Source organism: Ensifer sp. 4252, from assembly GCF_050434565.1.
Taxonomy (GTDB): domain Bacteria; phylum Pseudomonadota; class Alphaproteobacteria; order Rhizobiales; family Rhizobiaceae; genus Ensifer.
Genome location: NZ_JBNDIU010000043.1, coordinates 1 through 23351, shown reverse-complemented (window position 1 = coordinate 23351; position 23351 = coordinate 1). Strand labels below are relative to the sequence as shown.

The following is a 23351-nucleotide window of genomic DNA, read 5'->3' as shown; positions in this document are numbered from 1 at the left end:
TGGCTCATCGCAAGCCAAGCGTATGCCGCTGCAAAGTCCGGATCAATTTCGATGGCCTTGGACAGCAGCGGGCGCGCCGCTCTAGTTTCCCGAAGTGACTGCGTCGCCAGCGCCCGCCCGCGCACGAACAGGTCGTAGGCCGCGAGATCGGTTACCCTACGCTTGGGAAAGCGTCTCGCCGCAGGCAGAACGTCGGCAAGTGCGTTGATGATCTTAACGATGACTTCGTCCTGCAGTGTGAAGATGTCCGCCAAATCGCAATCGATCCGCTCAGCCCAAAGGCAGCTCGTGTTGGAAGCATCGATGAGCTGCGCATTGATCCGCACGCGCGTTGATGCCCTCCGCACACTGCCTTCGATGAGATAGCGGACGCCAAGCTCTCTGGCGATCACGCGCAGATCGCTGGATCGATCCCGGTAGGCAAAGCTCGAATGACGGGCGATCACTAGTAGGCCCTGAACCTTGGAAAGATCGGTAATTAGGTCTTCAGCGAGACCATCGGCAAAATATGCCTGCTCCGCGTCGCTGTTCATTGTGGTGAACGGTAAGACAGCGATCGAAGCCACCTGCGGGAGCTTCACCGAGACACCTGAGTTCCAAACCTCCAGTGCTGCGGGTGCGGGGCGTGCCAGTAGGGCCTCCCAGCCAACTCGGTACACCCGAATGGGTCGGCTGATGTTCTTCAGGGCACACTCACCCTGATCGTCAAAGTGGACCGGCAACTTGCGCTCGACGTGCTCATGGACAGTGTGACTTATAAGTACACCCCCTGGTTCGGCCATCGCCTCCAGTCGCGCAGCGATATTGACCCCATCTCCGAACAAGTCATCGTGGTCAATGAGGACGTCACCAAGATTGATGCCTATGCGGAATGTCAGTCGGCGGTCTTCAGCAATACCCTTGTTCCCCTCGGCAATCGCTTGCTGGAGATCTACGGCGCAGCGCACCGCCTCAATGGCACTCGCGAATTCCACGAGGAGCCCGTCCCCCGCCGTTTTGACAATACGCCCCCTGTGTATTTCCACAGCCGGCCGAACGACATCGCGCAGCAGTACCTGCAGTCGCTCATGAGTGCCCTCCTCGTCGCGCTCCATTAAGCGACTGTAGCCTGCGACATCAGCCGCAAGAATCACTGCCAGCTTCCTTTCGGGACCGGCAGGAATGAAGATCGGTTCGTCATTGTCCGGCATTGGACGAGGTTACGCTGCGGTCGTCTCGCCTTCAAGCAACAACGTTTGGCCTTTACTGGTGATGACACGCGGCACTCGGTACGATCCTATGCCGACAAGGATCGATCCTGATCTGACGAATGAGTTGGCATACTCGATCGGGACCGCCAACCGGTTTGTCGTCTCTGGTTCTTGGGAGCTGTTAAACTCATGAGCTGAGCACTCTTAACGAGCGTAGCGGGCGCCGGCAGCGACGCTGCCAAAGCCGTTCGCGCGCAGCTTGACCGGTTAAAAGCCTCGCCTCGGAGGATTTGCATAGTGACGGCCAACGGCCGGGATCCGGGAAGCCTAGGCTCGGCAAGCCGCTCCACTTGATTGAGGGATCGCAGACAACGAGGGCAACCGGCTTGCACTGAGCGTAACGTAAGTGGAGCGAAGGAAGCTGGGCGGCGGCCCCCTTCCCTTTTCAAAATGAACAAAGGGGCGGCATCCGGGAAGCCTAGGCCCGGCAAGCCGCTCCGTTCGACCTTCACCTTCCCGCCCTGACAAGCGACCGGGCGATATCGATGATGTCGTCACGGGCGGCCGTCGGGTCATCCTTGGACCAAGCGACCCCAAGTCCGATCCGAAAGTCGACGCCACGCACCTTCCTGAGCTCGAAGTTGCGGTTGGGCAGATCCAGCGTCCATTCCGGCGCAAAGCCGATGCCGAGACCGGCCGACACCAGTGATACCAGCGAGAAGGTGTCGTCACAGGTATAGGCGACGCTCTTTGAAAGATCGTGCTCCTCGAACTTCTCTGCGAAATAGCGTTCCGTGTAAGAGAGGTTCTGCCGCGAGAACGAGATGATCTTCTCGCCCTTTAGATCCTCGATGCCGATCTCGCTGCGGGAAAGCAGCGCGCTACTTTTCTCCACCGCCAGCAGGTAGCGCTCATGCGCGATCGAGAAGAACCGGAGCGAGCCGATGTTTTCGACCGGACGGATGAAGCCGAGGTTGATCTGACCGTTCTCCAGGCCGCGGATGATGTCGTTGGTGGAGCCGCTCGATATATGCAGCTCGATATCGGGATATTTTCTACCAATGCGCGCCAGGAACGCCGGTAGCAGGCCGATCGTTGCCGGATAGACGGTTCCGATCCGGATCTTGCGTCTCGCCTTGCCGGCAACCGAGCGCACCATCTCGGCCGACAGATCGACATCGCCAAGGATCCGCACACAGCGATCGTAGTAGATCTCCCCTGCCCTGGTCAGCTCGACCCTTCTGGTCGAGCGCTCCAAGAGGCGAACACCGAGCTCCTTTTCCAGCGACTGGATCTGACAGCTCAAGGCCGGCTGGGCGATATGCACCCGTGCCGCCGCCCGACCAAAATGCAGCTCCTCGGCAACCGCCACGAAGTAACTCAGCTGGCGAAGTTCCATGGCGACACTCCATCTATCGCAGCTTCGTGCAAGTCACGATTATCTGAATTTAAGATAACTGAAAATCAGATATAGATGAAGACCCCATCTTGAACAAGGTGGGCAATCGTGGCCAAAACGCTTGGGACGCCGAGGCACAAAGCGCTGATTGCGCTGTTGATTGAAAAGCGGGAGGCCGCAGGCCTGACGCAAACGGAACTCGCTGCCCAACTGGGCGAATATCAGTCGTTCGTCGCCCGCCTAGAAAGCGGTCAACGCAGGGTCGATGTAGTAGAGCTTCTCGAAATCGCAGCGATCCTCGGATTCAATCCAAAAGATGCACTCGACCGGCTTTCCGCTCTCTAGCGCTAAGCGAAACGGCACCAGCGTTCCCGTCGATACATTATGCGACCTTCTTGGCCCAGAACGTGAACACACTCGCAACAGCCGTGTCACCGGCCTCGCGAAGCACGGTTCTCTTCGGCCCGCCGCCGACTTTAGCTGCACGCAGCCCGAAGCGACTTTCGATTTGTTGCGCTGTTGCGTCCTCATTCCAGCTATTCCGACCTTATTGGTGATTTCCCAAAAGCTGCCATTGAGTTGACAAAGCATGACGTCTTTTACTGGGTAGAATCCCGCATGTCCTTTACAGCGACGAATTGGCGAAACTCGGCCTATTGACGGGACCGTTTGCGGATTTGGAGTACGCAGGCTGTCTCGAAGCTACCGGCACCCCTGGGAGTAAGCAGAGCTTGCGACAATCGTCTTGCAATCACTCATAAGCCGCATGGAGGCTATGGGTTCACAACCTACATTCCTGTTTATCGCGTACAGGGACGAGACCTACCACCACCTGCAGGCCTTCTCTCGCGGGGCTGACGGTATCTGCATAGAGTTCGCCCGGCAAAAACCAGTGGCGGCTTTCGACGCTGCCGGTGGTGTCACGAATGGCCACCAGGCAGAATGCACGTCGCCTACCCTTTAACGGCCCCAGTCGTGAGGCCTGCCACGATCTTCCTCTGAAAGATAAGAACGAGAGCAAGCAGCGGCAGTGTTACCGTTACCGAGGCAGCCATCAGGAGGCCGTATGGCACCTCGTATCGGCTGCTGCCCGTGAGGAGGCCGATCGCCACCGGGACTGTCCGGTTCTCGTCGGTCAGGATAAAGGTCAGCGCGAAAAGGAACTCGTTCCACGACAGGATGAAGGCTAGCAGGCCGGTACTGGCGATGGCCGGCCACATCAGCGGCAGCAGCACATGGGTAAGGATGCGCAGCCGTGAGCAGCCGTCGATCAACGCCGCTTCCTCGAGCTCCACCGGCAGATCGCGAATGAAGCTGGTCAGGATCCAGGTCGTGAAGGGCAAGGTCAGGATGAGATAGGAAACGACCAGCGCGCCCGGGCTGTTGTAGAGCCTCAACCAGCCGATCACCTCGAACATGCCCGAAAGCACCACGACCTGAGGAAAGACGGAGATCATCAGAACCGCAATCAGCAGATAGCGCCCCGCCGCGAAATGCAGCCGGCCGAAGCCATAGGCCGCGAGAATGCCGATGGCGAGCGCGATCATGGTGCTGGCAAGCGCTACGATGATGGAGTTCACCAGCGCGCCAATGAACACGGCGTTCGAGAAGAGTTGCACGTAGTTGGTTAGGTCGAGGGACGGCAGCAGGCTGAAGCCGTAGATCGCCTGCGCGGATCTCGTCGAGGTCACGATCGCCCAGTAGTAGGGAAAGAGAATATAGACCATGACCACGGCAACGGCCGCATAGAGACCAACGGATTTAAGGCGACGGATCAACCGATAGGTCGCGTTGGAATGTCGTATGGCCATGATCGCCCCCTAATGATGTGGCCGGTCGAGCCGAAGCAAGCCGACGATGACGATGGCAATGAGGCCGATGATCAGGAAAACCCAGGTCGAGGCAGCCGAACCGACACCGAGATCCTGAAAGCCGATGAGCTGGTCACGCGCATAGATCGACATGGTCATCGTGTTGGCATTGTTGGCGGCCAGTACGTAACTCAGGTCGAACATGCGCAGTGCGTCGAGCGTGCGGAAGAGCATGGCAACGCCTATGGCGGGCGCCACAAGCGGCAGCGTAATCGACCAGAAACGCTTCCAGTGCGGCACGCCCGACACCTCTGCCGCCTCGTAGAGCTCCTCTGGGATGAGCTGGAGGCCGGCGAGAATGAGCAGCACCATAAAGGGCGTCGTGACCCAGACGTCGATGAAGATCACCACGCCGAGAAGCAGGGACGGGTCGGCGGTCCAGGCAATGCCCTTGGCGATGATGCCGAGTTCGACGAGCACCTTGTTGATGAGGCCGAACTGATCGTTGAGCATCCAGTCCCAGATGCGCGTCGAAACGACCATGGGCATGGCCCAGGGAATGAGGATCGCCGCCCGCACCAGCCCGCGGCCGAAGAACGCTCGATGCAGTAACAGTGCGATCGCGAGCCCAAACATGGTCTCGATGCCCACGGAGACGACGGTGAACACGAGCGTGTTGCGGACGGCCCGCCAGAAGGTGACGTCTTCCCAGACGGTTACGAAGTTCGCGAAACCGACGAAATCATAGCTGCCGGGATTGTCGAGATAAGCATCGGTAAAGGCGAAGAACACCGTGCGGCCCAGCGGCCAGATGGCAACCGCCAGCAAGATGACGACAAGGGGGGCCACGAAGAGCCATGCTACTCGCGTTTCGGCGCGCCGGGCGCGATCCGTCGGCGTCATGCAACCTCCTCTGCCACTCGGCCGGCTGGCCTGTGGTCGAGCCGCTGGCCATCCCTGTCGAAGAGGTAGAGATTCTCCGCGCACCAGCCGACATGAACGGTCTGTCCCGGCAAAAACGCGGGTGGCGCGCCAGAGCCTCGAACGGTCCAGATCAGCCCTTCGCCGATGCGGATATAGCAGAGGTATTCGTGGCCGAGATCTTCCTGTCTCTCGAAGAGGCCCTCGATCGTACCGGAGCCCGGCTGCGCCGACAGCGCCAACGCTTCCGGCCGCAGCCCGATCTCGCTCGCCGTGGCGCCCGTCGCCAGGCCAGGCGCGTAGGAAAACCCGCCCGGCCCCGCCAGCCGACCATCGGTCAGCAAAGTCGGCGCGAAGTTCATCTTCGGGCTCCCGAGAAAGCCGGCGACGAAGCGGGTCGCGGGGCGATCGTAGAGTTCGCGGGGCGTGCCTGTCTGTTCGACCTTGCCGTGGTTCAAGACAACGATTCGATCGGCGAGCGTCATTGCCTCCGTCTGGTCATGGGTCACGTAGATCATCGTCGTCTTGACTTCGGCATGCAGCTTGGCGATTTCGAAACGCATCTCGGTGCGCAGGTCTGCATCAAGGTTGGACAGTGGTTCGTCGAAGAGGAAGACTTCCGGATCGGCGACGAGCGCACGGCCGATCGCAACGCGCTGACGCTGGCCGCCGGAAAGCTGGCGCGGCTTACGCTCCAGGAGATGACCGATCTTCAGCATGCTGGCGACCGCCTCGACCTTGCGCACGATCTCCGCCTTGCCGATCCGTGCCGTCTCCAGCGCGAAACTGATGTTGCGCGAAACATTCATGTGCGGGTAGAGCGCATAGGACTGGAAGACGAAGGAAATGCCGCGCTTCGAGGCCGGGACATCCGTTACTTCATCACCGCCGATCAGCACGGCGCCGTCTGAAACCGGCACGAGGCCCGCGATCAATCGCAGGAGGGTGGATTTTCCGCAGCCCGAGGGGCCCACGAAAACCACGAATTCGCCGTCGGCGATCTCCAGGTCGACATTGCGGATGATGTCATAGACGCCGAAACTCTTGCTGACGTTCTTCAACGTGACGGACGCCATATGCTCTATCTCCGATTGTCGGCCGCGGCATGGTCCGCGAGGATGTCGTGGCTTGCTGCGGCCAGCACGATGCTTGCAGGCCAATCCGCATCAAAGCCGGCGGCATTGGTGACCCGCCGAAACGCTTCGCGCTTTTCCCTCCCCCAAAGCAAAAGCATGCAATGGCGAGCCGACCGGATCGTCTGCAGCCCAACGCTGACGCCATGCCGCGGCACGGCGTCGAGGTTTTCGAAGGCAGGGAAGGTCTTCAGATTGTCGATCCGGGTCTGCTCGGCCAACGTCACAATGCGGGTGAGGCTGCCGAGTTCACTGCCCTGCGGATTAAAAGCGACATGACCATCGCCGGATCCGGACGCAACCAGGAAGCAGTCGATACCGCCCGCCTCCGCAATGCGCTTGTCATAGGAGGCTGGTTCGTCCACATCGGGAAACCAGATGTTCTCCGAACGAATCCGGAACTCCGGCGGCAGGACCGCATTTATCGGCGCGACGATCTCCCGGTCAGCGAAGCCGCGGCAGGAAAAATGCGCGGACGGATCGGCAAGACGAAGCCGTCCGGCGCCATCTTCGATCGTATATTCGTCCATCATCACAAGCACGAGATGCGAGCGGTCCGAGGGCTCATACCGCACGGCTTCGGCGAGTGCCGCATAGACGGGTCGCGGCGTGCGCCCCGTCGGACATCCGAGGAGATAGGGCCTGCCCACGGCCGCGCCCAGGCGCGCCAGCAGATGGCTTGCGGCATGGTTTCCGATTGCTTCGGGCTTTTCGAACAGGCGAACGGTCACTCAAGATTCCTGTTTGCTTGGAGATTGATCCCGGCAGACGACCATGCCCGCCGGGATCTTCGATGTCAGTCGGTAGCCTTCACGTCGCGTTCGATGCGACGGGCCATCTGCTCGACCGTTCCCGCAACGTCATCGGCGCCCGAAATGATCTCGTGGACGGCGCGGTAGAAGGTTCGCGAAACACGGTTGTAGTTCTTGCCCGTGATGGCCGAGGGACGTGCCACGGACTCCTCGAAGGCTGCCTTTGCCATTTCAAGGAACGGGATCTTCGCCAGCACGTCCTTGTCCTCGTAAAGGGCGGCGACAGTGGGATTGTAGCCACCTTCGATCGCCCGCATCTTCTGGTCCTCGAGGCCGACCATATAGCGCAGAAGGTCCACAGCGATGTCCTGCTTCTTCGAATATTTCGAAACGCCGAGATAGGCCGTACCGAGCGCGCCGCTGGAGCCCTCGCCTGCCGCGCCCACGGGCAGCGCCATCACGCCGACCTTGCCGACGAGGCCGGCGCCTTCAGCCTGGGAGGTGCCCCAGACATAGGGCCAATTGCGGTGGAAGACGGCGTTGCCGCTTTCGAAGATCGCACGTGAAGCCTCCTCGTCGTAGTTCAACACGCCCTGCGGCGAAATCGTGCCGATCCAGTCGCGCGCCCGCGTCAGCGCCTCGACGGCCTTCGGATTGTTGATGGTGACTTCACCGTCGTCGGAAACGATCGTGCCGCCACCGCTCGAAGCGATCCACTCGAGTGCGTCGCAGGTGAGGCCCTCATAGCTCCTTCCCTGCCAGACGTAGCCCCAGATGTCGGGGCTCCCGGCCGCCCGCTCCGCGTCCTGGATCTCCTTGGCCGTCGCGGTCAGTTCGTCCCAGGTCTTCGGCGGCTGCTTGCCGTACTTCTCCAGAAGGTCCTTGCGATAGAACATCAGGCCGGTGTCGATGTAGAACGGCATGGCGACAAGCTTGTCTTCAAGCCGCGCCGCGCCGGTCGCCGAGGCGAAATGCGCCTTCACCTCATGCTCCGGCACCAGCGGCGCGAGGTCGGCAAGGTGGTCCTTGAACATGCCGAGCCAGATCACGTCGATATAAAGCACGTCGACATCAGCCGAGTTGGCGGCGAAGAGCTGCTGGTAGATCGGGATCGCATCGTCGAGGTTCTGCGGCATGCGATTGATCTTCACCTCATGGCCCGAGGTTTTCGACCATTGCGCCGCTCCCTTTTCGCAGAGCTCGTAATCGGTTGCCGAGCAGAACATCGAAACGGTTTCGGCTCGCGCCGAAACGGCCGATATCGATGCCATCAGGGCCGCGCCGGCCAGGAGTCCCAGTTTATATCTTGCCATTGTTCCCACCTTTGTTTTGCACTGGACGCTGCTATACGGGAGCCCTCGCTCGCCTGTATTTCGGAAGGTCGTCGAGATAGGGAAGATTGCGGCCACCATAGCCGGTGACGGCCAGCGAACCGCAGATGACGCCAATCTCGAGCGCAGACTCGAAGTCTGGTTCGCTCAGGAGGCCGTGCACGAAGCCGGCATTGAAGCAATCGCCTGCGCCGGTCGTGTCGAAGACTTCAACCGCAAGTGCGGATACTGCGTATCGCTGACCCTCGTGCATCGCGATCGCCCCCTCCCCGCCGCATTTGACCACAACGGTCGGGCAGAGTTCGGCGAGAAGCGCCAGGGCACCCTCCACATCCGCTGCGCCGGTCAGGTCGAGCGCCTCCTTGGCATTGGGCAGGAACACGTCGATCGACGACAACGCCTCCCGCATCGAAGGCGTATCGAGCGTCATGTCGATATGCTGGCAATCCGAGCACACCAAGACGCCGAGAGAACGCCCCTCTTCGATCAGAGCAAGACGCTCGGGATCCAGCGAGAAACCTTGCAGCAACAGGACGCGCGGCTTGAGCCGCCGAAGTTCTTCGCGTGCAATCAGGCCCTCCGGTTCTTCCGAATAGCTCATGAAGCCGCGGTCGTGCGAAAGCGAAAACGCGGCGCTGACGCGCCTGAGCGGCCGGTCGACCATCTGGAAGAGCTCTGTCGGTATGCCTTCCCGCCGCGCTTCGTCGACGATCATGCGGCTGAAGATGTCGTTGCCGAAGGTGCACCACCAGCCGGCCCGCGTACCGAGGCGGGCAAACGCAAGCGCGGTCGAGAACGACGCCCCCGGAAGCCAGTCGAACTCCTTCGCCCAGATGTCCGTCCCGATCGTTGGCGCACCGGGCAGGCCGCGGAAGATCAGGTCGAAATAGTATTCGCCGATCACCACGACCTCGAAGGCCGTTCGGTCGTTCGGTTCACTCAATGCCATTCTCCCGTGTGGGCGGCGTGCGCGGCGAGGTATTCGTCCACGAGCGGCTCTGCGCGGGAATAGGACAGAACCAGCGGATGCGCCATCAGCGCCTCGATGGCTGTCTGCCGGTCGCGCTGCAGGATGGCGCGGATCGCGAGCCGTTCGTAGCGCTTCACGTTGAGGATCAGTTGGGCCTGCGATTCCGGCATCTTTCCGATCGGCAGCGGCTTTATGCCCGCCTTGTCGACGACACAACTCACCTCCACGACATCGTCATCGGCGAGCCCCTCGATCGCACCCTCGTTGCGCACGTTCAGGCCGCTATAGCAGGGCACGCCGGTCTCCAGCGCGTCAATGAGATTCAGCGCGACACCGGCATAGCCTTCTCCCTCCTCGCCTGTCTCGCCGTGGGCGGGATGATCCGAGACCTGGTCGGCAGCCTCCATGCTCGGCGCGTCTTCAAAGGCGTAGTGCATGTAGGTGGCGTTGCGCCGGCGCTCGTAGGCGTAGTAGGCGGAGAGGGCCACATCGGCATCGCTGTCCAGATCCATCCCGCCGAGGCGCGCCATGAGTGCGGCGTTCAGGTCCTTGACCTCCTCGCCACGCGTGCGAGTGTCCGACTTCAGCGCCTCCACGGCACGTTCCGCGTAATAGTAGTAGTAGAGATATTCGTTGATCCAGTTGCGCTGGCGGCGGATCAGGCTGGGATCGAACATCCGCTGCGAGGTAGCCTTGAGGAAAGCCTCGTCGTCGAGCAACGGCTGCAGCACTTCCCTGCCGTTCAGCGTCGCGCCACGGGTAAAGGAGAGATGGTTCAGCCCGTAGACTTCGGCATGGACATCGTTCTGCGGCACCTTGAACCAGCGGGCAAGCGCTTCCTGGGCTCCGTTCGCGCCGTCGCAGATTCCGATGGTGCGGTGATAACCGGAATCCTGCAGGGCCTGTGCGACCAGGCCGGCCGGGTTGGTGAAGTTGAAAAGCCACGCATCAGGGCTCCGGCGCTTCAGGATCTCGGCATAACCGAGGATGACCGGAATGCTGCGGAGCGCCATGGCGAAGCCGCCGGGACCGGTGGTCTCCTGCCCGAGCACGCCATGGGCGAGCGCGATCCGCTCGTCCTTGATGCGCCCCTCCTCGTTTCCGGGGCGGACGGTCGTGACCACATATTTCGCGCCGTCGAGCGCGCGTTCAGCATCGGGCGTCACGGTAATGCGCACCGGCGATTGCACGCGCCGGGCCACTTCCTGGCTGATGCGACCGAAGAGCTCCAATTTCTTCTCATTGATATCCTGAAGGCAGATCTCGGTCAGCCCGCTCTTTTCCGCGCGCCGCAGCGCCGAACCGACAAATAGGGGGGCGCGGACACCGCCGCCGCCGATCAGGGTAAGTTTCATGTCATGCTCCGCCAATAGGACAGCACGATCAGTACTGGTCATAACCAGTCATGTCAACTATGGTTCACTGACTCGACCCGGCGTGCATCTTCGCGGCCATGCGGGCGTTTCGTCGGACGACATTTGCGTGTATTTGCAATAATCAAGCGCCTCGATCACAAGGCAGGAACCTCAATGTCGGCGTACGCCAACCAACGCAGCGAACCCCTGATAGAGCGCAATCACCCCGATCCGCTCTATATCCAACTGCGCAATCTGCTGAAGGCGAAGATTGATCAGCGCGAATGGGCGACGAATGAGAAACTTCCCTCCGAGAGGGAGTTGGTGACGCAATATAGCGTCAGCCGCATAACCGTGCGCCAGGCTCTCAAGGAACTTGAACATCTCGGTTATCTCCAGAGCCGGCCGGGCAAGGGCATCTACGTGTCGGAGCCGAAGCCGAGCTATGAGCTGGAAATCGTCAGGAGCTTTACGCAAACGGCGATCGAGAACCGGTTACGACCAAGCATGCGCCTTCTGACAGGCGAAGTAATCAAGGCCGGCGAAGAGATCGCGCGGTCTCTTTCTCTGCCGGTCGGCGCCGAAGTGGTTTATCTGGAGCGATTGCGCCTGCTGAACGACCTGCCCGTCGTCGTCCAGCGCGACTGGTTTTCTGCGGGAATGACGCCCGGTATTCTCAAGCTCGATTGGACGGCGGAGAACCGTTCGCTCTACTCCGAATTCGAACAAACCTACGGCGTGTTCCCGGCCCGCGGGCAATCGACAGTCAGCGCGCGGCTCGCGACAGACGCAGAGGCCGAGCTACTGCAAATGGAAATTCCGGCTGCGGTTCTTACTCTCGATCAAGTCGCCTATGATGCAACCAACCGAACCGTCAACATCAGCGCTGCCGCCTATCACCCGCTTCGCTACCCTTTGACGCTGACGCAGATGAATCAACGTCGATAGTCAAAAACACCTCTTGTGGAATTTGCCTTGCCGTTTCAAACCGAAAATTCCCATATGGCCGTTAAGTTTAGACGATAAACGCCGTACGATTTTCCGCTAACGATTTCAGCGAGCCACTTTTTGCCCGGGCCATTGCAATATCGAACTCAACCACAACTTAGGCAGTTTGCGGCCAGCGATAGTCGATGAGCGTTCGTTCTAGAACCCGGGCGCTGCCAGCGCGGCTCAAACTAGCGCCGGCAGCCGCTTCCGAGGCAATTTCCCCTGACCCCCGGGCTTTGAAAGCTCACTCCCCTGACCGGCGTGAAGTCGTCAGGTCGGAGTTCGGCGTCGGATTTTTCGGTTAGAGAGCTATACCCTTGAGGCGATCCATAGCGCCGTCAAAAACATGTATGCAGCGCGAGCAGTTCCAGCCGATACATTATGCGATCTTGGCCTTTATCAACCAAAGACAGCGACGGCTGATTTGACGATGATCCCACCATCCGGACTTCCGCGCATTTGCCGACCGGTAGCAGCGCGGAAGACCTGCAGCAATTGCAGCGCCGGCGGTACCCGTGACCACATTGTTTTCATGCGTTCCACGCCATTTCGGCTTTTCCGCACAGCCTGGCCAGTCACAATGCGCTGTGACCAGCGGAAACCGATCTCGTCGAAATACAGGTGGGCGTGCTGCGGGCTGATTTGATGAAAGACGCCAGCAATTGTGCGGCGGACGCGGGAATTGAAACCTTCGACCGAATTGACATGAACGGCGTCACGAACGTATTCGCGGCTGGAATGATTGACGGTGTCATGCCTAAAATAATTCTCGCCAAGGGCTATGAACGCTGTCGCCTCATCACTCATCAAGTAGGGGTCGATCTGCGTTTCGGCCGCGCGCGCCCACGGATCAGTCAGCAGACGTTCCACGGAAAATGTTGACCGCGTTCGCCACAAGGGCAGCGTTATCGGTCGCGATCGTCCCATCCTTGAGGTGTTTGTCGTCTTCTAGACCGACCCGGGTGGACCAGCGACGTTGGTGTGCAAGTTCGACGAAGGGCCACACGGTAGCGTCAACCCCATGCAGAAGAATGGGGCGCCGCAGGCCAGCACGATTAAGCACGGCGGCAATGTCATCCGCGACCTGACGTGCTACGCCGAGAGCCTGCTCTTCGATTTCTATCAGTACACGGAAAACTTGACTGTGGCCGGGGAGCTTTACAAAGCGCTCAGCGTCGGCGATCGAGGCAAGCCCTGCTTCAATTCCTACCCCACGATGTCGAAGTAATCCCATGACGGCAGGTGCATCATGCTCCGACAGGTTCACTGAGGCGTAATCCGGCAGCTCCCTCCATTGGGCAATGCAGGCGCGGGTTCGATTCTCGTCATTCTCAATCCACGCTCCCGTCGAAACGCCAATAAGCGTGCCGGGGCAGGTGCGACGAACGGCCAGAATGGTGTCGTCCACAGCCACAAGGCTTTCATTTCCTTCGGTTCCACGTGGATGGAGGTGAAGCTCGGCCGCCCCTGCGGCGATACAGAGTGCGCTATCTTGCGCCATGTCTTCCGGCTCAAGCGGAAGTCGCGGGTGGAAGTCGCTGGCGCGTGCGCCGTTGAGACAGGCCTGAACAATCATGTGGTTCCCACTCCCGAAGATCGGCTCACCCCGAGCCTGCGCATTTCCCGATAGATTGTAGAGCGGCCCAGATTTAGCTGCTTTGCAGCTTCAACCGGCGACGTTCCAGCGCCGACAAGTTTCATCGCCGCATCGACCTTCTTCATATCGAGCGGTGGCGGCCGGGCTGTTACCTTTCGCCCGCGCAGCTGCAATACCATCCTTTGTTCGCTCCGAGATGAGACGTCTTTCGAAATGAGCGATGGCGCCGAAGACATGAAATATCAGCTCGCCGGGTGGTCCAACGTGTGCTGCCGCACGACACGCGGTGCCTATTTGGCCCTTTGATCCCAGTCGGCCACTGAGTCCCCGACGTAGGTCGCAGACGGCACCAAACGATACGCATGCAATGCATGACCGGACTTCGACCAAACATCGGGAACCGGCTCGAAAGCGAAGTGCTCCCGAAGGCGCCAATGCGTACTCTCCGAGACAAAGATGCAATTGCCCGTCGATTTGCTTTCCATCAGTTGCGCGATATTTACGGTTTGGCCCCAAATGTCAAAAAGCGGACGCTTGGTTCCGATCACTCCGGATATGACTTGCCCCGTGCAGATACCGATCCTGACCGATAGCGGATAGCCGGACTTCTCCGCCCAATGATTGACAACATCGACTATTCCGGTGCCCACCATAGCAATCCCGACAATCCTATTCTGATGCGGAAAGATGCCCGTGGCGCACATGTAGCAATCGCCTATAGTTTTGATTTTTTCGATGCCATGCCCCTCGCATAGTTTATCGATGTCGCTGAAGATGCCATTAAGCAGCTCGACCAAATGAACGGGCGAGAGGTTTTCCGCAAGGTCGGTGAAATGAACAAGGTCGGCGAACAGAACGGTGCATTCGCCGGGGCTCTGAGCCGGGACACTCTCACCCCTGAGTAGGTGCTGAGCAACATCTGCGGGAACGAGCTCGCGGAGCATCGCCTCCGATTTCAAGCGTTCTTTTTGAAGTTTGATATAGTTGGCGATCGAAGATCGCGAGTAACTAAAAAGCAAGAATGTCATGACCGTGGCCACAGTGGCGATGTTCGCGATGTATGCGGATGTTCGGTCGGATTGCTCCAGAACAAGCAGGGGCGGTTGGCCAATAGAAACGACCTCGGCAGTGACGACACCAACCGCAATCGTTCCATACGCAACCCAAAGCATCAGCCGCTCAGATTTCGCAAACAGGAGCAGTGGGAGCGCAGCCAGGCAGACCGTGAAAGCTTCCACGCCCGCATATGGCCCGACGCAAAGCAATACGATCGCGTAATGCAGGGTGAGCAGAAGAATGAAAAATAGTCTGACGGCCCATGGGGGCGCCAACTCCGACGCGAAAGGCAGAAGCAAATAGGCAACGGAGAAGCCAACACTCAGAAGTGCGAATGCGGCCGAACTAAATAGAAAATATCCAACTGGTGCAAACGCCAATCCGGTCAGAAATGCCAGGACGTATCCCGTACCCGCCATCCTTACCGCTACTTGCACATCCAGCGAACCGTCGTCAGTCGATTGCTCCAAGGGAACCACCTCATGCATTGAGGATTACATGGCGCCGAGCAAGTGGCAGTGTGCGGATGGTACGCTTCGAAAGGTGGTACGTAAACGTTCCGGGCGCACCGGTCTTGATCTCGATGGTCACGGTCATCCCCAGCGAAGCGGAACCGACTTTGCCATCGACCAGGATGTCGGTTCCGATTGGTTCGATGACGACGGGATTGACGAGGTTCTGCACACGCTGCGCGTTGCTGACGGGAACAGCCGAAAGCTGCACGTGCCAGTCGCGCGTTCCCGCAGCCGGCCGCAACCTTGCCAAGGCAAGAGTTAGCGCTCACTAGGTGCAAAATTGACGAGAACCTCGCTCTTGTCGTTGACAGCCGGCGGCCCCGTATCGTTTGTCGATATGGGCTGGTAGTAGGAGTTGTATATGAGCAGCAGAGATGTGAGGAGAAACGCTGTGATGATCAACAGCAGTACCTCCCGCGCGGTCATGGTCGGTCACCAGCGCAGGCATATGATGCGAGGCAGCGCCTAGTCACGGATAAATTCCCTCCGCCAGGCCGTCTCGTCCGATTTGTCCTGTTTGGTTAGCTTCAACTCGGCATCGCAGCGCCGGTTGGTGAATATTCCATACGCGACGGCGGAACCAAGGATTACTGCTACGACCATCACGACGAGCATAGAGACAGCGTAGTCCATGTCACACCTCCTCAGAAGCATAACGGTTCATGGCGGCAAAGGTTCCGTGACTATGCCATTGCTGACGCCCGACGGCATCTTCGAGATTGCCGGCGAAGGCTACGCCCCGGCTGGCACCGTCGCGCCTCCGGGCGACACGTCTGGCGCGCACAGCATCGCGGTGCAACGACGCGGCAATTACCTGCCGAGACGGGACTTTGGATCGTTGAAGGTGATCCGATGGAAGGGGCTTTGCTGGCCTTCGCCGGCAAGGTGATCGGCGATCACCGGCCCGACGGCCGACGGCTCGATTCCATCCCCTTCGATTCCCGTCACCGCTTCATGGCCGTGCTTAGCAAAAGCCAGGACGGCGGCGTCGTTCGTGTGAAGGGAGGCCCGAGCGGGTCCTGCGGATGTGCGGCGGCATAGACTTGCCCCCTGGCACGAACGCGCCGAGGCTATGGCTTCGCGGGGACTTCGCGTTCTGGCTTTGGCGGAGCGGAAGGAGAGCGGGGACGTGATCGATTCCGCGGCGGTGGAAAGCGGCCTCGCCTTTCTCGGCCTTGTCGGCATCATCGACCCGCCGCGTCCAGATCGCCTCCGTGGCCGAATGCCGGGCCGCGGGGATCCGCGTCAAGATGATCACCGGCGACCATGCCGGAACCGCCGCCGCCATCGCGGCCCAGATCGGCTTGGAGAACCCCGCCGGGTATTGACCGGCGCGGATCTCGACAAACTGGACGATGCGCAACTGGCGCTCGAGGTCGCGGGGGTGACGATCAGGACAGCCCGCTGTTCGCGTTTCGCCCATCCCACCGACAAGCCCGAGCGATAACGAAGGCAACTAGCAAGTTCTTACCATCGGAACTCAGGCATATTTACGCTTCCACTGTCGAAAAGCCGCTCCTTCAAAGGGCATGTTCATTGTAATCAACATCCTAATCACGTGCGTTGTGATCGCCCTGGTGCTGTGGCTCGTGCAAAAACTTCCGATCGACTCGACAATGAAGCAGATGGCCCACATCGTTGTTGTCGTCGTCGAATGGTCAGGCTGACGCTACCGTGGACCTGAAATCGGAATTGAAACGACGCTTGCGTGCTATATGGGCGGCCAAAACCACAGGATCAGAGGCACGCCGAGCATGACCACAATGAACGACAGCGGCAGCCCCAACTTCCAATAGTCGCCGAAACGATACCCGCCGGGACCCAACACCAAAGTGTTGCACTGGTGTCCAACAGGCGTAAGAAAATCGCAGGCCGCTCCCACCGCGACCGCCATTAGAAACGCATCGGGATTGTAGCCAAGGCGCTGAGCAAGGGTAACAGCGATCGGAGCGACTACGAGAACAGTGGCCGCATTGTTCAAAAACGGCGTAGCGGCCATTGCGAACACCATGATCATTGCAAGGGCGCCATATGGTGGCAAGGTGGTAGCAATACGCCCGAGGCCCCCGGCGATAAGGTCGGCGCCACCGGTCGCACGGATCGATTCGCTGACCGGAATGAGAGCGCCAAGCATTATCAGGATGGGCCAATCGACGGCTTCGTAAGCTTCCCGAAGCGAAAGTGAACCGATCAGCACCGTCAGCACCGCAGCCGTAAAGAAGGCCGTGGCGACGGGCAGCAGGCCGAATGCCGTTAGCACCATGGCCCCAGTCAGGATCCCCACCGGAATCAGACCTTTTCGGGGGTTCCCCAAGCGGATTTCGCGCCCGACCAACGGAAGAAGCCCGAGTTCCATCAACCTGGATGGCAGAAGCACAAGATCGCCCTTCAAAACGAGAACGTCACCCGGCCTTAACGCGATGTCTCGCAATCGATCCGTGAAGCGCTCACTGCTCCGGCTTACTGCGAGCAGAATGATGTTGAAGCGATCATGCAGCGCCAAACGCTTGGCGGTCTGCCCGATCAAGACTGATTTCGGGCCGATCACCGCCTCAATACCGGCAATCTCCTCGTCATGTCCCTTTGCTTCCGTGGGACGATCGTGCCCCTCCAGTTCCAGACGCGCACGACTGATGCCTCGCTCGAGCGCCTGAGGGTCTCCTTCGAGCAGAACGATATCCCCTTGACGGAGGATGACATCCGGCAGTGGAATCACGCGCTCCACCCGATTGCGAATGAGGCCAGTGACCAGGACCTCTTCGTCCAACAAGATGGACAGGTGAGTGATCGACTTGCCGATGACGGACGAAGTCGCTGTAACGCGGGCCTCGGTCATGTAGTCTTTGATGTTGAGCGCCTTCTCCATTGTCGCGACCGCCGAGCGTTCCTCGGGAAGCAGCCGGTAGCCAAGCGCCAGGAAGACTACTCCCGCTGCGACAAGCCCTATGCCGACGGGAGTAAAATCGAACATATTGAAAGGGCGGCCCGTTAGTTCCTCGCGCATCCGAGAGACGACGATGTTCGGCGACGTGCCGACGAGGGTCGTAAGCCCGCCAAGCAAGGAACCGAACGCCATCGGCATGAGAAAAGACGAAGGGGAAGCATTGGACCGGCGCGCCATCTGGAATGCAACTGGGATCATCATCGCCAGCGCGCCGATGTTCTTGATGAAAACGGAGAGAACCGAAACAGTCGTTACGAGAATAACAAGCTGACCCTGTACAGAGGTCACGCTGGGCGCTACCCGATGGAGAAATGCCTCTATGACACCACTGCGTTCAATCGCGGCGCTGACGATAAGCGCACTGGCTACAATGATAACGATGTCGTCCCCGAAGCCGGAGAACGCAGCCTTGTGCGGCACGATGCCTGAGAAAACTGCGGCAAGCAGTGCGAGAACCGCAATGAGGTCGTAGCGCAGCCGTCCCCAAATGAAGGCGACCATCAAGCCGATGAGAATGGTGAAAGCGATAGCCTGAGCCTGTGTCATGGATCAAGTCCCGACTAACTCTGCTCAATGCCAGGCCAATTTAACGCGCCTGAAGAGCTGATGTCGGGATAGCTTACCAGCTTCATGCAACGGTGTGGCCCCCAAAGGTCCGTTCTGGTTGTTTTCAGCTTCGCAGAGCGGACGCACGCGCGATCAGATGACTAAAGAATTCTTCCGAACTGGACCGAATAGACAATCGCAGCAATCGGCGTGAACGTAAGCGATACGAACAGGCGCGTGAAATACCATCTTGGCAACTTTGGCTCGCCAGCCCTTTTCGTCCAGGCAAGGCGAGTTCGTCTGAACATAATCCATGCTTTGGTAGGCGGCGCAATGCTCCTCTACGATATCGATGCTGGCGCCTGGCGTAACAATCTGCCGGCCCTGCGTCACAAGAACGGTGAGTTCACCGGAAAACTCAAACCAAAATCGGCCCAGTTTGAACGGATCCGATCAATTTACTTACACTCGATTTCTGGTGCAGCGTGAAAGGGTGGCCCAGAAATATGCGAAATGGAGGGGAGGCGAATTTTTCACAATATAGCGGGCGTTTGCTGTTCGGCGCTCTGTGAGAGAGCATCAACATTATGTGTATTCTTCAATCGCCGTCATCATGCTTTAGTGTTGTGATGTGGAGCTAAGAAGAAAAGAACAGGCGACTAAGCAAATTACGGGAGGAAGTACTATGGTTGAGAAGACAATCTCAAGGCGCGAGTTGTTGGGCGCGTCAACTTTTGCCGGTGCAGCCGCTGTCGGCGTTCTGAGCGCGCCACCTGTTCTGGCGCAGGCACCAACTGTCATCAAGATGCAAACCTCATGGCCAGCGTCGGATATCTGGATGGACTTCGCGCGCCAATACATCGAACGCGTGGAGAAAATGTCGGGTGGACGCATAAAGTTTGAACTCCTGCCCGCAGGGGCGGTCGTGGGTGCGTTTCAAGTACTCGATGCCGTCAATGACGGAGTGATCGATGCCGCCCACACTGTGCCAGTCTATTGGTACGGAAAGCACAAGGCAGCTTCCTTGTTCGGGACGGGCCCCGTGTTCGGAGGCAGCGCGACCACCATGTTGGGGTGGTTCCATCAAGGTGGAGGCAAGGATTTGTATCGCGAACTTACCCAAGACATTATGGGCCTCAATGTCTACGGGTTTTACGGCTTCCCCATGCCGGCGCAACCATTCGGCTGGTTCAAGTCTCCAGTTGCGAGCGCAGCGGAGGTCAATGGTTTGAAGTACCGCACGGTAGGCTTGGCCGCCGACCTGATGCAGAACATGGGAATGAGCGTCGCCCAGCTTCCCGGCGGCGAAATCGTGCCGGCGATGGAGAGAGGCGTCATCGATGCCTTCGAGTTCAACAATCCTTCATCCGACCTCCGCTTCGGATCACAAGACGTTGCAAAGAACTACATTCTCTCCTCCTATCATCAGGCGAGTGAATCGTTCGAGTTTCTCTTCAACAGAGACGTTTTTGACGATCTTCCGGACGACCTGAAAGCGATCCTTGAATATGGCGTAGAGGCGGCAAGCACTTCGAACACGGCGCTGGCGATGGATCATTATTCAAGCGATCTTCAGAAGCTCCAAGTGGAGCACGGGGTCACCGTACATCGTACTCCGAGAGAGATCCTGGATGCCCAATTGAAGGCGTGGGACCAAATCATCCCCACATTGGAGGCTGACGCATTCATGAAGCGCGTTCTCGACAGTCAGCGCGCCTGGGTAGAGAGGGTGGTCTTCTACGAGCTCATGAACTCGGCTGATCTGGCGCTGGCGTATGAGCACTACTTCCCTGGCAAGCTAAAGCTTTAAGGCTGACGTGCGGACCGATAGTCCGCCAGCGATTGGGAACGCCAAAGGGGAGCGTCTATGGTCCGCTACATCGCGTTTGCCGATGACCTTTCGGCATGGTTTGGAAAGGTGTTCGCTTGGAGCGTCCTCATCATGGCCTTCGGGGTGGGCTACGAGGTGGTCGTGCGGTACTTTTTTCGTGCGCCGACGCCCTGGGCCTTTGATCTTAGCTACATGCTCTATGGTACGCTGTTCATGATGGCGGGTGCTTACACCCTCTCGCGTGACGGCCATGTGCGTGGGGACTTCATCTATCGGCTTTGGAAGCCCCGAACGCAGGCCCGATTGGAACTTGTCCTATACATCATCTTCTTTTTTCCAGGCGTAACGGCGCTCGTAATTTCCGGTTGGAAGTATGCCGAACGCAGCTGGCGCTATCTTGAAGTCAGTTCCAACAGCCCCGCCGGTGTCCCGATCTTCCAGTTCAAGACGGTCATCGTTGCAGCTGGTATTCTCCTGTTCCTTCAGGGAGTAGCGCAGTTATTCCGCTGCATCCTTTGCATCAGGACCGGCGAGTGGTTGAAAGCTGCTGAAGATGTCGAGGAACTGGAGAAGGTGCTGCTCGCGACGAAGAGTCTTGACGTATTGCGGCCTGGGCACGAGCAGACAATCGAGCATGTCGGATCAGTTGAGGGGCGGGATAAGGGCAAACCATGACCGATGCTCATGTTGCAGTTGGAATGCTCATCATACTGATCCTTGCGATCTTTCTCGGCTTTCCCGTGGCGTTCACATTGATGGCGCTCGGTGTGGGTTTTGGATACTACGCCTATTACGACGTTAGCCGAATGTGGCGTGCCTACGACCGCGCCGTCGTATCTGGCGCGGATCAATTTACGCTAGCGGAGACGTGGTTCGGCGGCTATTTCAACAACCGCATTTTTGATCTCTTCGTCAACCAGACCTACTCGGTCATTCAGAATGATGTTCTAACCGCCATTCCGTTGTTTCTGTTCATGGGTTACATCGTCGAGCGAGCAAACATCGTCGATCGGCTGTTCTCAACGCTTTATATAGCCACACGCAGGCTCCCCGGCTCAATGGCAGTCGCCGCTTTGGTAACGTGTACGCTGTTTGCCACGGCCACCGGCATCGTTGGCGCGGTGGTGACATTGATGGGCCTTCTTGCCCTGCCAGCCATGCTCAAAGCCAAATACGATGTGCGATACGCCACCGGCGTCATCTGCGCTGGCGGCACGCTGGGCATTCTCATCCCACCATCCATTCTGCTGATCGTATATGCAGCCACATCCGGAATATCGGTTGTGCGCATGTACGCCGCCGCACTTCTGCCCGGATTGCTTCTAGCCGGGCTCTACTTGCTTTACGTCGTGTTTCGAGCCGTCCTGCAGCCGCAGCTTGCGCCGAAGCCAACGAGGGAGGACGTCGGCGAGCACACCGCCCTAGAGATCGTATGGATGATGGTTACATCCTTTGTGCCTCTCGCCTTCCTCATCCTTGCAGTATTGGGCGCAATTCTGTTCGGTTTCGCCACACCATCCGAAGCCGCGGCAATCGGCGCGCTCGGGGGGCTGCTACTTGCCGTAGCCTATCGTGCGCTGACGTGGTCGCGGCTGAAGGAGTCGGTTTATCTGACTGCGCGAACCTCCGCGATGGTCTGCTGGCTATTCGTCGGTTCGGCAACCTTTGCCTCAGTGTTCGCCTACTTGGGCGGTCAACAGCTTATCAGCGAGTTCGTGACCGGTCTCGACATGTCGCCGCTGATGTTCCTCATCATGGCACAACTCATCATCTTCGTCTTGGGCTGGCCGCTGGAATGGACGGAGATCATTGTTATCTTCATTCCGATCTTCATACCGCTCTTGCCACACTTCGGCATCGATCCATTGTTTTTTGGCATCCTTGTCGCCATCAACTTGCAAACGGCATTCTTGTCCCCGCCCATGGCGATGTCAGCTTATTATCTTAAGGGGGTATCGCCTTCACACGTCCAGCTCACCGACATATTTCGAGGAATGCTGCCCTATATGGCGATCGTCATCCTTTGCATGGTGATGATATATATCTTCCCCGATCTGGTGTTCTCGCTGCCGAACGCGATCTATGGGGGATGAGCATCATGTGGCTCACGGTCGGACGAGCAAAGGATTGAGACATGAAATTGAAACGTCTCTTCGCGGTGTCCGCATTTCTCGTCCTCAGTTCATTCTGCGCGATCATCGCGGTATTTGTCCCGCGCATCGATCTCGCAATCGTGATGTTGATTGGGCTGTCGCTGGCGGGCTACGACATTTGGGATCAGCTGTTTCGCCGCCGGCTTCCACCGCCCTGACTGCCCGTCGCTGTTTAGAGAACGAGTGAAATCGGGCAGGCATCAGTGGCGTCGGCCCGCTCCGAACCTTTAAGCTCCACGAGACGTGGATCTTTCTGGCCAAAGCTCAAATGCGGGCCAAAGCGCCGGCAGATCGCGGCCCGGCGTCAACGGCACGTGGGGTGATCGGTCGGCGCTTTGGGCGGCCGTTCGGGCGCCAGTCCGAGTGTCGAACTCTGCGCGGAGAGGGTAAATGATGAGCATCATCCTGTCTTGCCTGACGCCCAACACCGCACCGACCTCACCGCATAACGATACCGCTCGGCCGGCGCGTCGTTGACGCCATCGCCTGCCATGGCGACGATCCTGCCTTCCGTGCTATGCGATTCACCACGCCCGAAAATTCCCCTGCCCGTCATTTCGCGCAAGCGAGTTCCAAGTCGATGCCCCGCGCCGGCTGCGGCATGACCCTCGAGCGTCTCCGCCACCATGCCGGCCGACACCAACGGCTTTGCTTGGTTAGCTCATGGGTCGACGTGCGAATGTCGTGGCCGGCGTCGTACAGCACCAGGTTCTCAAGGTGGTCGAACTCGCGTCGATCTACAGCAAGGCGAAGTAGGTCGCAGGTACGTGGGGCAAATCGGGTGGCAGGCCGGATTTTTCTTTGCCGGAGGATCTTGTGGGTTGCCGTGGAGCGCGATTGCATTGGCGCATTTTCGG

At 59.0% G+C, this 23351-nt stretch carries 27 protein-coding genes and 2 pseudogenes; 11 read left to right on the top strand and 18 right to left on the bottom strand.

Annotated features, from left to right (window positions below; genetic code table 11):
- Together ABIE33_RS34690 and ABIE33_RS34685 are read right to left on the bottom strand one after the other, a co-directional pair.
- Positions 1 to 1190: adenylate/guanylate cyclase domain-containing protein (locus ABIE33_RS34690; RefSeq protein WP_429133514.1), on the bottom strand; the 1190-nt coding region annotated here is incomplete at its 3' end.
- 508 nt (positions 1191 to 1698) lie between these two features.
- Positions 1699 to 2589: a LysR family transcriptional regulator gene (locus tag ABIE33_RS34685; RefSeq protein ID WP_429133512.1), complete on the bottom strand. Its 891-nt coding sequence runs from the start codon at positions 2587 to 2589 to the stop codon at positions 1699 to 1701.
- 108 nt (positions 2590 to 2697) lie between these two features.
- Between ABIE33_RS34685 and ABIE33_RS34680 the strand changes: the two genes are divergently transcribed.
- Entirely contained in the window at positions 2698 to 2934 is a 237-nt protein-coding gene (locus ABIE33_RS34680; RefSeq protein ID WP_429133510.1) for a helix-turn-helix domain-containing protein, read from the top strand.
- Between the two features lie 608 nt (positions 2935 to 3542).
- Here the strand turns inward: ABIE33_RS34680 and ABIE33_RS34675 are convergent.
- From ABIE33_RS34675 to ABIE33_RS34645, 7 genes are all read right to left on the bottom strand, one after another.
- A complete protein-coding gene (locus tag ABIE33_RS34675) occupies positions 3543 to 4400 on the bottom strand; it encodes a carbohydrate ABC transporter permease (RefSeq protein WP_429133508.1) in 858 nt (285 codons plus the stop codon).
- Positions 4401 to 4409: 9 nt separating this feature from the next.
- Entirely contained in the window at positions 4410 to 5303 is an 894-nt protein-coding gene (locus tag ABIE33_RS34670) for a carbohydrate ABC transporter permease (RefSeq protein WP_429133506.1), read from the bottom strand.
- On the bottom strand, positions 5300 to 6397 hold the full coding sequence (locus ABIE33_RS34665) for an ABC transporter ATP-binding protein (RefSeq protein ID WP_429133504.1): 1098 nt from the start codon (positions 6395 to 6397) through the stop codon (positions 5300 to 5302). Before ABIE33_RS34665 ends, ABIE33_RS34670 begins: the two co-directional genes overlap by 4 nt.
- A 5-nt stretch (positions 6398 to 6402) precedes the next feature.
- Positions 6403 to 7185: a 6-phosphogluconolactonase gene (locus tag ABIE33_RS34660; protein ID WP_429133502.1), complete on the bottom strand. Its 783-nt coding sequence runs from the start codon at positions 7183 to 7185 to the stop codon at positions 6403 to 6405.
- A gap of 65 nt (positions 7186 to 7250) precedes the next feature.
- On the bottom strand, positions 7251 to 8519 hold the full coding sequence (locus ABIE33_RS34655) for an ABC transporter substrate-binding protein (protein WP_429133500.1): 1269 nt from the start codon (positions 8517 to 8519) through the stop codon (positions 7251 to 7253).
- A gap of 31 nt (positions 8520 to 8550) precedes the next feature.
- Positions 8551 to 9486 carry a carbohydrate kinase family protein gene (locus tag ABIE33_RS34650; protein WP_429133498.1) on the bottom strand — a complete coding sequence of 312 codons (936 nt, stop codon included), beginning with the start codon at positions 9484 to 9486 and terminating at the stop codon, positions 8551 to 8553.
- Complete coding sequence (locus ABIE33_RS34645; protein WP_429133496.1) at positions 9477 to 10862, bottom strand: 6-phospho-beta-glucosidase; 1386 nt, start codon at positions 10860 to 10862, stop codon at positions 9477 to 9479. The genes ABIE33_RS34650 and ABIE33_RS34645 overlap by 10 nt, the downstream gene beginning before the upstream one ends.
- Positions 10863 to 11036: 174 nt before the next feature.
- On the opposite strand from ABIE33_RS34645, the gene ABIE33_RS34640 reads away from it, so the two are divergent.
- Positions 11037 to 11810, top strand: coding sequence for a GntR family transcriptional regulator (locus ABIE33_RS34640; RefSeq protein ID WP_429133494.1), 774 nt, complete (start codon positions 11037 to 11039; stop codon positions 11808 to 11810).
- Between the two features lie 441 nt (positions 11811 to 12251).
- On the opposite strand, the pseudogene ABIE33_RS34635 reads toward ABIE33_RS34640, so the two are convergent.
- From ABIE33_RS34635 to ABIE33_RS34605, 7 genes and pseudogenes are all read right to left on the bottom strand, one after another.
- Positions 12252 to 12695: pseudogene (locus ABIE33_RS34635) on the bottom strand (transposase); the annotation flags it as partial.
- A 7-nt stretch (positions 12696 to 12702) separates the two neighbouring features.
- Positions 12703 to 13428, bottom strand: a complete 726-nt coding sequence (locus ABIE33_RS34630; RefSeq protein WP_429133492.1) for a 3-keto-5-aminohexanoate cleavage protein — start codon at positions 13426 to 13428, stop codon at positions 12703 to 12705.
- Positions 13425 to 13553 (bottom strand): hypothetical protein, encoded by a 129-nt coding sequence (locus ABIE33_RS34625; RefSeq protein WP_429133490.1) that lies wholly within the window; start codon positions 13551 to 13553, stop codon positions 13425 to 13427. Before ABIE33_RS34625 ends, ABIE33_RS34630 begins: the two co-directional genes overlap by 4 nt.
- Entirely contained in the window at positions 13519 to 13839 is a 321-nt protein-coding gene (locus ABIE33_RS34620; RefSeq protein WP_429133488.1) for a recombinase family protein, read from the bottom strand. Before ABIE33_RS34620 ends, ABIE33_RS34625 begins: the two co-directional genes overlap by 35 nt.
- Complete coding sequence (locus ABIE33_RS34615) at positions 13740 to 14975, bottom strand: adenylate/guanylate cyclase domain-containing protein (RefSeq protein WP_429133486.1); 1236 nt, start codon at positions 14973 to 14975, stop codon at positions 13740 to 13742. The genes ABIE33_RS34620 and ABIE33_RS34615 overlap by 100 nt, the downstream gene beginning before the upstream one ends.
- 10 nt (positions 14976 to 14985) lie before the next feature.
- Entirely contained in the window at positions 14986 to 15228 is a 243-nt protein-coding gene (locus ABIE33_RS34610) for a hypothetical protein (RefSeq protein ID WP_429133484.1), read from the bottom strand.
- A 257-nt stretch (positions 15229 to 15485) separates the two neighbouring features.
- Positions 15486 to 15653 (bottom strand): hypothetical protein, encoded by a 168-nt coding sequence (locus ABIE33_RS34605; RefSeq protein WP_429133482.1) that lies wholly within the window; start codon positions 15651 to 15653, stop codon positions 15486 to 15488.
- Positions 15654 to 15699: 46 nt separating this feature from the next.
- Here ABIE33_RS34605 and ABIE33_RS34600 point away from each other — a divergent pair, with 46 nt between their 5' ends.
- From ABIE33_RS34600 to ABIE33_RS34585, 4 genes are all read left to right on the top strand, one after another.
- On the top strand, positions 15700 to 15909 hold the full coding sequence (locus ABIE33_RS34600) for a hypothetical protein (RefSeq protein WP_429133515.1): 210 nt from the start codon (positions 15700 to 15702) through the stop codon (positions 15907 to 15909).
- Complete coding sequence (locus ABIE33_RS34595; protein WP_429133480.1) at positions 15873 to 16061, top strand: hypothetical protein; 189 nt, start codon at positions 15873 to 15875, stop codon at positions 16059 to 16061. Before ABIE33_RS34600 ends, ABIE33_RS34595 begins: the two co-directional genes overlap by 37 nt.
- Before the next feature lie 88 nt (positions 16062 to 16149).
- On the top strand, positions 16150 to 16467 hold the full coding sequence (locus ABIE33_RS34590) for a hypothetical protein (RefSeq protein WP_429133478.1): 318 nt from the start codon (positions 16150 to 16152) through the stop codon (positions 16465 to 16467).
- Between the two features lie 82 nt (positions 16468 to 16549).
- Positions 16550 to 16687, top strand: a complete 138-nt coding sequence (locus ABIE33_RS34585) for a Thivi_2564 family membrane protein (protein WP_429133476.1) — start codon at positions 16550 to 16552, stop codon at positions 16685 to 16687.
- Between the two features lie 44 nt (positions 16688 to 16731).
- Here ABIE33_RS34585 and ABIE33_RS34580 read toward each other — a convergent pair whose 3' ends face one another.
- Positions 16732 to 18510 carry an SLC13 family permease gene (locus ABIE33_RS34580; protein ID WP_429133474.1) on the bottom strand — a complete coding sequence of 593 codons (1779 nt, stop codon included), beginning with the start codon at positions 18508 to 18510 and terminating at the stop codon, positions 16732 to 16734.
- 237 nt (positions 18511 to 18747) lie between these two features.
- Between ABIE33_RS34580 and ABIE33_RS34575 the strand changes: the two genes are divergently transcribed.
- The 5 genes from ABIE33_RS34575 to ABIE33_RS34555 all read left to right on the top strand — a co-directional run bounded on the left by ABIE33_RS34575 (position 18748) and on the right by ABIE33_RS34555 (position 22652).
- The gene (locus ABIE33_RS34575) at positions 18748 to 18999 is read left to right on the top strand and encodes a hypothetical protein (protein ID WP_429133472.1); all 252 of its coding nucleotides are present in this window, start codon (positions 18748 to 18750) and stop codon (positions 18997 to 18999) included.
- Between the two features lie 196 nt (positions 19000 to 19195).
- Positions 19196 to 20320, top strand: a complete 1125-nt coding sequence (locus ABIE33_RS34570; RefSeq protein ID WP_429133470.1) for a TRAP transporter substrate-binding protein — start codon at positions 19196 to 19198, stop codon at positions 20318 to 20320.
- 57 nt (positions 20321 to 20377) lie between these two features.
- Entirely contained in the window at positions 20378 to 21016 is a 639-nt protein-coding gene (locus ABIE33_RS34565) for a TRAP transporter small permease subunit (RefSeq protein ID WP_429133468.1), read from the top strand.
- The gene (locus ABIE33_RS34560; protein ID WP_429133466.1) at positions 21013 to 22434 is read left to right on the top strand and encodes a TRAP transporter large permease; all 1422 of its coding nucleotides are present in this window, start codon (positions 21013 to 21015) and stop codon (positions 22432 to 22434) included. Before ABIE33_RS34565 ends, ABIE33_RS34560 begins: the two co-directional genes overlap by 4 nt.
- Before the next feature lie 41 nt (positions 22435 to 22475).
- Complete coding sequence (locus tag ABIE33_RS34555; RefSeq protein ID WP_429133465.1) at positions 22476 to 22652, top strand: hypothetical protein; 177 nt, start codon at positions 22476 to 22478, stop codon at positions 22650 to 22652.
- Between the two features lie 377 nt (positions 22653 to 23029).
- Here the strand turns inward: ABIE33_RS34555 and ABIE33_RS34550 are convergent.
- Positions 23030 to 23146: pseudogene (locus tag ABIE33_RS34550) on the bottom strand (helix-turn-helix domain-containing protein); the annotation flags it as partial.
- Between the last annotated feature and the right edge of the window lie 205 nt (positions 23147 to 23351).

Coding starts and splice junctions, on each gene's coding strand:
- ABIE33_RS34685 (WP_429133512.1), bottom strand. CDS start 2,589: ATGGAACTTCGCCAGCTGAGTTACTTCGTGGCGGTTGCCGAGGAGCTG.
- ABIE33_RS34675 (WP_429133508.1), bottom strand. CDS start 4,400: ATGGCCATACGACATTCCAACGCGACCTATCGGTTGATCCGTCGCCTT.
- ABIE33_RS34670 (WP_429133506.1), bottom strand. CDS start 5,303: ATGACGCCGACGGATCGCGCCCGGCGCGCCGAAACGCGAGTAGCATGG.
- ABIE33_RS34665 (WP_429133504.1), bottom strand. CDS start 6,397: ATGGCGTCCGTCACGTTGAAGAACGTCAGCAAGAGTTTCGGCGTCTAT.
- ABIE33_RS34655 (WP_429133500.1), bottom strand. CDS start 8,519: ATGGCAAGATATAAACTGGGACTCCTGGCCGGCGCGGCCCTGATGGCA.
- ABIE33_RS34650 (WP_429133498.1), bottom strand. CDS start 9,486: ATGGCATTGAGTGAACCGAACGACCGAACGGCCTTCGAGGTCGTGGTG.
- ABIE33_RS34645 (WP_429133496.1), bottom strand. CDS start 10,862: ATGAAACTTACCCTGATCGGCGGCGGCGGTGTCCGCGCCCCCCTATTT.
- ABIE33_RS34640 (WP_429133494.1), top strand. CDS start 11,037: ATGTCGGCGTACGCCAACCAACGCAGCGAACCCCTGATAGAGCGCAAT.
- ABIE33_RS34630 (WP_429133492.1), bottom strand. CDS start 13,428: ATGATTGTTCAGGCCTGTCTCAACGGCGCACGCGCCAGCGACTTCCAC.
- ABIE33_RS34625 (WP_429133490.1), bottom strand. CDS start 13,553: ATGAAACTTGTCGGCGCTGGAACGTCGCCGGTTGAAGCTGCAAAGCAG.
- ABIE33_RS34605 (WP_429133482.1), bottom strand. CDS start 15,653: ATGGACTACGCTGTCTCTATGCTCGTCGTGATGGTCGTAGCAGTAATC.
- ABIE33_RS34595 (WP_429133480.1), top strand. CDS start 15,873: ATGGAAGGGGCTTTGCTGGCCTTCGCCGGCAAGGTGATCGGCGATCAC.
- ABIE33_RS34585 (WP_429133476.1), top strand. CDS start 16,550: ATGTTCATTGTAATCAACATCCTAATCACGTGCGTTGTGATCGCCCTG.
- ABIE33_RS34580 (WP_429133474.1), bottom strand. CDS start 18,510: ATGACACAGGCTCAGGCTATCGCTTTCACCATTCTCATCGGCTTGATG.
- ABIE33_RS34570 (WP_429133470.1), top strand. CDS start 19,196: ATGGTTGAGAAGACAATCTCAAGGCGCGAGTTGTTGGGCGCGTCAACT.
- ABIE33_RS34565 (WP_429133468.1), top strand. CDS start 20,378: ATGGTCCGCTACATCGCGTTTGCCGATGACCTTTCGGCATGGTTTGGA.
- ABIE33_RS34560 (WP_429133466.1), top strand. CDS start 21,013: ATGACCGATGCTCATGTTGCAGTTGGAATGCTCATCATACTGATCCTT.
- ABIE33_RS34555 (WP_429133465.1), top strand. CDS start 22,476: ATGAAATTGAAACGTCTCTTCGCGGTGTCCGCATTTCTCGTCCTCAGT.